The organism is Paraburkholderia sp. RL18-085-BIA-A (assembly GCF_046027075.1).
Classification (GTDB): domain Bacteria; phylum Pseudomonadota; class Gammaproteobacteria; order Burkholderiales; family Burkholderiaceae; genus Paraburkholderia.
Genome location: NZ_JARESU010000253.1, coordinates 1 through 6773 on the forward strand (window position 1 = coordinate 1; position 6773 = coordinate 6773).

Genomic DNA, 6773 nt, shown 5'->3' on the forward strand with positions numbered 1-6773 from the left:
CGTGGTAGAAGGCTTGCTCAAGGCCGAACGAAGTCGTGCCCTCGCAGAAGCGTCGGCGTAACGGCCATTGTGCACAGAAGTGCGGACCGCACCAACGCGATTGAGTTCGAGGTTCGCACGAATGGGTGGGCCTCTTCTAGTGCTCGTGGCGAAAGCCCGCTAAAGCCTCTAGTGTTGCGTCGCTCCGAACGGCGTCGAGCCTGCTCCAGTCGTCGACTCGTCAATTGCGCACCGCTCCGTTCGAGATTTCTGGTGTCGTGTCCGACGAGCTTCAGGACAAGGGCAACATTACACGTGGGGGCGGCGGCAATCTCACGCAGCCAAGGTGTTCGTAGCATGGCCGGTCTCGGTCATCCAGAATGGCGTATTGCGTTGCTCGGTCAAAACCCTCTGGATTCAGCCATGCATCGATGGTTTTCAGGCTTTATGGGAACAATACATCGGTCATGTCCCGCTGCAGCAATCTCCATCAGCGGCTCGTCCGTTATCGACGAACGACGGTCGGTTTCTGTAGACGTGCGCTTTGAATCCGGTCAACGACCGACGGACCCGGTACCGTTGCAGATGCCGTGAGCCCGGATAGGGTTTGTGTCCAGCGGCGCTCGCATCCCGACCGTTTTGGCGGCCGAGCACCTACCAATGGGGTGCGGGTCCATGGTCCACAAGAATTGTTCACAAGTCTCTGGATGATTCGCCAGCTAGCGTGCCAAGTGACTGATGTGCGTGGCTTTTAGCGAAGGGCGCTCCATTCATGCAAGCAGCAAGACTTAGGGCCTGAGAACCGGGCCTCGCATGATTAGCACGGTCCCGCGCGGCCCACGTCCGCGATATCTCGTCAGGATAAAAAAAACCCGCCAAGCGGCGGGTTGAATCCATATCAGGAGGAGACATGGAGGAGACAAATTAAGTATAAACCCTATGTTTGCCGCCTGCAAGGCGCAAAAAAACTTTTGCTGCTACGCGATGAAGTCGTGGCCCCGATTTTGTGCGCAACCAGACACGCGTATGACCAATTTCCAAACAGGACGCTGACACAGGGGCCACGAAGGCTCGGCGCCGGCGCCAGACGGGAATAACGGAAGAAACCGGCGAAGAGAACCAGTCATCGTGCCCCTTTTGGGCGGAGAGTTAATAGGCCCGGGATGATTCCGACCGCCTTGCCGCGTGAGTCGTCATGGCCGGCGTCCGTCCTGCTGTAACGCCGGGGACCACCGTGCGCTACGCTCGCGGCTGGTCCTTGATGGACGTCGCCTGGTTCGCCACGAGATTGTCGTCGCAAGGTTGATTGCATCGGTTCGCGCGCACGGCGCCGAATTGCCGAGTGTGGACGCGCATAGGAGAGTGCCGGGGCATTTCGTGCAACTGCGTAGACCCGCTCCACCCGGCTTCCGCGGCACGTGGGCGGACACTCTCGGCCGCCAAAGCGGAGTCATACTCGATGAGACAACGCTCCGAAAGGCGCGCACAATTCGTTGCGAGCCCGGAGTCATGCGGCATGACTATTTGACCGTATAGGGATGCGAACGAATCTCACAGTCATGGCAAATAGTATACGCACTGACGGTCGACTATCCCGCGCAAAGGAGCCGTATGTCGACAGAAAAGACGAACACTGACGAAGCACGGGCCTTGGAGCGAGTTGTCAGCGCGGCGCGCGATGTGCAAGCCGCGTCCACCGCTCTTGAACGACACTTCGCATCAGACGGCGACGGCCAGCCATCGACTCTCGAACTTGTCAGGTTCGAAGCTGCGATGCAGGAACTGAAAGAGGCACGTGAAGCGTTCGATGCGCTCCTATCGGGCCGGCCGACGTAAATTGACGCGCGCGGTCGCGTCCCGGGCTGGCTACAGTGGACGGGCCAAGGGAAACGAACATGGCTGAATCCAATCCACTCAAACTATCGCATGAACAATTGCGCGCCACACTCGCCGCGCAGCCCCTACCCTTTATCGAACTGTTCGAGCGACAAGGCGTATCGCTGGAGTTGTTCTCGCCACGCACGCCCGACACGCAGCAACCGCACGACCGCGACGAGTTATATTTTGTCGCGTCAGGTCACGGCACGTTCTGGCGCGAGGATGAAGTTGTTGCTTTCGAGACCGGAGATTTTCTGTTCGTTGCTGCACATGTGCCACATCGATTCGAAACCTTCAGCGATGACTTTCAGACGTGGGTCGTGTTCTTCGGGTCTGTTATTCCACGCCCGACGCAATAGCCTGGTTAGGCCCGCAGGATGCTCGCATGCGTAAAACCACACGCAGGCGTCGGTGAGCATCAACTCGTCCTTCATATGCTCGCACACCGGACAGGTGATAGTCGACTTCAACACGACTGCGTCCATCACCACACCTGCTTGATAGCTACCGAATCAGAATCATCCAGCGCCAAGCACGCGCAACACGGCATTTCCCTCGGCTGTAAGTGCGAACCTGGCTTCGCCTTGCTCCGATGCAACCAGTTGGACCAGCCCGACTTCGCGAAGCGCCACTACGTCTGGCGTCGCAGCCATCACATCGACAGGCGCATTAAGTAGAAGCAAGAGCGTCGCGAGTTCATGTGCACTCAGCGTCCGACGTAGCCTGAGTCCAAGGGGTGCCGGCGCTCCATCAGGGCGCCTCGCTTTCACATGGAGAGCCATACCTACCTACCTTGCATTACGGGTCCAGATTACCCAATCCGCCCGAGCGGTCCGATACCATCCACGTAATGGTAGGCGACCAAAAAACAGAAGGGCGAAACTGCAGGCATTTCTCCTGTAACGGTTTGTTAGCCGCGCGGCGAGTCACTCGCCATTCCAAATCACAGGTCGGTCTACGGCGGTTCTATCAGGGCGAGCAACCGGGGTCTGTCGGTCGCCTATGCCTTTGCTTCGAAGGATGCGTCCGAGGGTCGCAGTCACAACGTCGACTTCGAGCTCTCCGGTCAGGTCAAATCCTTCACGACGAAAGCGGTGGCACCTTCACCAGGATGTGGCGGCTGTCATTTTTGGCCCCTTGAGCGCTTATTGCCAGCAGATGCATCAGCAGGTGTGTCTGCTGCGGTAAGCATCGCGCGCCAATAAGGCAGGCTCCGGTAGAACGGTTTGCCCCGCGCTGTGCAAACCGTTTTCGGCTTTACGGTTTCTGTCTTGCGCCTGCTTCTTTCCTCTCGGGTATCGACCACGCCATACCGGCGCACGTCGCCCTATGCGGCACAGCCGCTAGGCGGCCTCATGTGCCTACGAGATAAGCTAGAATGCGCGCCTCGAGGGTGCCTGCGGTGTCTTCGGTTGACACTGGAATCTCGAAACCGCGGAACCTCAGCATGTAGCTCGGAACGATGAGGCCGGCGTGGTCGTCGATGATGCGCGTGCGTTGCCCGGAGCCGCAGCCGAAGTGGCGAATTGTGAGCGTCACTGCTTCGGGGATATGAGTGGACGACGGTACTTCGAAGGAATCTGACAGCAAAGAAACATCCTGGCAAGCTTAACGGCCACTACAGCGGAGCCGATATTTTGCCATTTTGGCCGCAACTCTGCCCGACTGCGGCGGCGCCGTGAACGCTTCGTTCCGGAGCCACGGATGCCAGTTCGTTGCACAAATTACCCTTCTTTGCGGCCCGTTCTTGGCTACAACGCCAGCGCTGGCGGCAGTTCCGCCCGATGCACCTACAGTCAAAAGCTTTGTACGGTCTTTCAAGGCTGCGAGCCAAGCTGGTGCCGGTCCGCGCTCCATGATGCCCCGCTCTTCGGCTCTCGGTACCTTCGGGCTGCAGTCCGCGCACGTAGTTGCCCGGAGCTTGCGCTGGGTTCGCAGCAGCCCGCGTCGACCGTGCTGCACTGCCGTCCATGAGGAACCACGCGCGGTCCTTCACACTCGCAATCTTCCCGAGCGGGCGACCGCGGCCCGTCCAGGTCGCTCCGGTTTTCGGGTCTTGCTATTTCGCTGCAGCACTTCCGAATCAAACGAGCCTATGTGATGACATAAGCTTCACCGTGGTGCTGAGAAACGGTCGTGAGCCGCAAGTTCGCCTCCGCGACTAATTACCGCGACGCCATCTCAGCGGGAGCTCTTGCGTATTTCGGGCTCAGGCGAGGGCATCCAGCGAGACGAACTGGATGAGGACGTCAGAGTGGCAGAAGGCTGGTTGCCGGCACAAGGGACGCCACACACCCACTCCGATGACGTTTGCTGACGCGATAATCAAGATATATTCTCAAGCTCCGTCGCGCCGCGCGGATTCACATGCCACTTTAGCTAGTCTGATACCAAGCTTCCGATGCGATATGCCTCTTACTCGCGACGCGCCAGCGCGTTGGCCATCGATTCGATTTGGTGGACCGTAATCGCACTTTTCGTCCCGCTCGGTCCATCAACAGTTGACATCCTCGTGGCACCGGAGTCCTTCGCTTTGTCAATCGCGCTGTGGCTAGCAATCGGACAGTGCATACCCATACTCGTTACCGGCGTACTATGGGCCGTATGGGGTACTTCACCAGGGGAAACGGGCATTACACATGCGGATTGTCGACGCCGACACTGGAAAACCGATGACAATGAGGCAAGCCGGTTTGCGCACACTCGGCTACCTGCTGAGCTTCTCGACATGCGGTGCAGGATTCTTGTGGGTGCTATTCAACCAACGAAAGCAGGCGCTGCACGACCGGCTAGCCAATACCGTTGTGATTGACGACGGACCCGTAGACGGCAGTCTTCCTGAAAAGTAGCTGAAGCCACGTTCGGCTTTGGCTGCGACTATTGGTCATTTGCATCGAACCGCGCGTGCTTTTGTTCGGCAGCCTTCGCGTTTGGTCCAACTTCGGGACTCGGCGCCCAACGTTCAGTGCGCGCGAAAACTGCCGCAAGCCCATCATTAACGCCACAAGGTCATCTTGATGTAGACCGCGCCCGCCGGACTCAATTTTCTGCTAACTGCTTACTGGCCCAGCAATTCCGCACACGCGCTGCTTCGGTTCGCCACCGTGTAGCCGGCCCGTAGGAAGGACTCGACGGCCGTCGTCGTGAGCAGCCAAAGTTCCGTTATGTTTATGGCTGGCGCAACGTCTTCCGCATGCGCCAGCAGGCGACCTCCCATCCAGCGCTGCGGAGAGTCTGCGCAACCGCCAGCGAGTGCAGCAGCGCACTGTTTCCAAATCGCTCGAGCCCAACGCTACCGACCACAGAACCATCGGCGTCTTCCGCCACGGCGAAGTAAGTCAACAAGTCCGCGGTTATGTCGGACGCCGGCAGCTCGTTCTCTGCGAGCAATGCTTTGATGGCATCGAGGTCTTCGCTTCGTGCGGCACGTATCCTCATAGTCGGTGTTGTCCTGATGATTTTGGGAGCGAAGTCAGGCGGCTCTGGTTGCCGTGTGTCGGCTAACCCGAACACCACTGATGGGAAGCGCGGCGCAGAGCAACAGGAGGAGCAATGTCTGAAGAAGGAGCCGTTTTATCCATGTACCCGCGAATCTGTTGCTGGTGTCGCTCAGCGCACAGAGCCGGCACCGACTGACGATTATGGTGGCGGGACGCAGCACCTGCCCCCGGCAATTGACCCGCCAGCGAAATGACTCAACGGAAATGCACGCACTTCCGGCGCCCGGCCATCCATGCTATTCCGCTGAAGGCCGCCGCTCAGTGAGGTGTGGCTAAGGCACCACGTGCTTTTTCTTCCTGAACGGCGCCAATGTCAACAGTGCCTGACGCCGACCTGCCTGCCTTCGGTTTCCACGTGCGCAACAACAATGCGTTGCTGACAACACTAACGCTGCTGAAGGCCATCGCGGCTCCCGCCACGACGGGACTGAGCACACCAAAAGCCGCCAGAGGCACGCCAACGACGTTATAGACGAATGCCCAAAAGAGATTTTGCCGAATCTTCCGATACGTCTTGCGTGAGATGTCAATCGCGTCGGCCACCAACGACGGGTCGCCACGCATCAGCGTCACGCCTGCGGCATGCATCGCGACATCCGTGCCTGTTGACATGGCAATGCCAACGTCAGCCGCTGCCAGCGCGGGCGCATCGTTTATCCCGTCACCGACCATACCGACAACCGCGCCAGCCTTACGCAACGCGGCGACGGTGTTCGCTTTGTCCTCGGGCAGCAATTCTGCATGCACTTCGTCGATGCCCAGTTCCTTTGCCACGCGCTGCGCGCTACCCCAGTTATCACCGGTAAGCAGGACCGTGCGCACGCCCATCTCTGAGAGCGCTCCGATAGCATGACGCGCGGTGTCCTTTATGGCGTCGCCGAAGGCCATCAAGGCGAGCACGCGCGAATCGGGTTTTGTTTCAATCAACCATGACACGGTCAAACCCGAGGCCTGCGCTTCTTTGGCTGCTTGTTGCAATTCGCTCGGCACCTCGACAGCGCGTCCGCCCAACCACCGGTCACTGCCAATGACGAGTTGCCGCTCGTCCACGGTAGCTTCAATGCCGTGACCGGGCAGCGCTGCGACGTCTGCGACGCTGCTCGGTGCAACTCCTTCGTGTTGTGCTTCCGCGACGACCGCACGGGCAAGTGGGTGTTCGCTCGCCTGCTGAACCGACGCAGCAAGCCGCAGCGCCTCGTTTCGTGACACATGCGCCGGCTCGAATATGACGAGGCTGGGTTTGCCTTCGGTCAACGTGCCCGTCTTATCGAACGCAACTACGTTCATCTTATGCGCCAGTTCCAGGGCTTCGACATCCTTGATGAGTATGCCGTGCTGGGCCGCCACGCCGGTGCCCGCCATAATCGCGGTAGGGGTCGCAAGACCGAGCGAGCAGGGACAGGCAATGACAAGTAC

Annotated in this window: 6 protein-coding genes and 1 pseudogene; 3 read left to right on the forward strand and 4 right to left on the reverse strand. The window is 59.2% G+C overall.

What is annotated here, in order from left to right; all coding sequences use genetic code 11:
- Positions 1 to 271: 271 nt before the first annotated feature.
- Positions 272 to 494 (reverse strand): annotated as a pseudogene (locus P0D89_RS50140) (hypothetical protein); the annotation flags it as partial.
- Positions 495 to 1590: 1096 nt separating this feature from the next.
- Between P0D89_RS50140 and P0D89_RS50145 the strand changes: the two are divergent.
- Positions 1591 to 1815, forward strand: coding sequence for a hypothetical protein (locus P0D89_RS50145; protein ID WP_408379239.1), 225 nt, complete (start codon positions 1591 to 1593; stop codon positions 1813 to 1815).
- Positions 1816 to 1874: 59 nt separating this feature from the next.
- Positions 1875 to 2216 carry a cupin domain-containing protein gene (locus P0D89_RS50150; RefSeq protein WP_408361715.1) on the forward strand — a complete coding sequence of 114 codons (342 nt, stop codon included), beginning with the start codon at positions 1875 to 1877 and terminating at the stop codon, positions 2214 to 2216.
- A gap of 159 nt (positions 2217 to 2375) precedes the next feature.
- Here P0D89_RS50150 and P0D89_RS50155 read toward each other — a convergent pair whose 3' ends face one another.
- A complete protein-coding gene (locus P0D89_RS50155) occupies positions 2376 to 2639 on the reverse strand; it encodes a hypothetical protein (RefSeq protein ID WP_408361716.1) in 264 nt (87 codons plus the stop codon).
- Positions 2640 to 3210: 571 nt separating this feature from the next.
- Positions 3211 to 3447: a hypothetical protein gene (locus P0D89_RS50160; protein ID WP_408361717.1), complete on the reverse strand. Its 237-nt coding sequence runs from the start codon at positions 3445 to 3447 to the stop codon at positions 3211 to 3213.
- A 1088-nt stretch (positions 3448 to 4535) separates the two neighbouring features.
- Between P0D89_RS50160 and P0D89_RS50165 the strand changes: the two genes are divergently transcribed.
- Positions 4536 to 4706, forward strand: coding sequence for an RDD family protein (locus P0D89_RS50165; RefSeq protein ID WP_408379244.1), 171 nt, complete (start codon positions 4536 to 4538; stop codon positions 4704 to 4706).
- A 909-nt stretch (positions 4707 to 5615) separates the two neighbouring features.
- Here P0D89_RS50165 and P0D89_RS50170 read toward each other — a convergent pair.
- Positions 5616 to 6773: heavy metal translocating P-type ATPase (locus tag P0D89_RS50170; protein WP_408379241.1), on the reverse strand; the 1158-nt coding region annotated here is incomplete at its 5' end.

Excerpts from the sequence above, each read along its gene's own strand:
- P0D89_RS50145 (WP_408379239.1), top strand. The coding sequence starts at position 1,591 with ATGTCGACAGAAAAGACGAACACTGACGAAGCACGGGCCTTGGAGCGA.
- P0D89_RS50150 (WP_408361715.1), top strand. The coding sequence starts at position 1,875 with ATGGCTGAATCCAATCCACTCAAACTATCGCATGAACAATTGCGCGCC.
- P0D89_RS50155 (WP_408361716.1), bottom strand. The coding sequence starts at position 2,639 with ATGGCTCTCCATGTGAAAGCGAGGCGCCCTGATGGAGCGCCGGCACCC.
- P0D89_RS50165 (WP_408379244.1), top strand. The coding sequence starts at position 4,536 with ATGAGGCAAGCCGGTTTGCGCACACTCGGCTACCTGCTGAGCTTCTCG.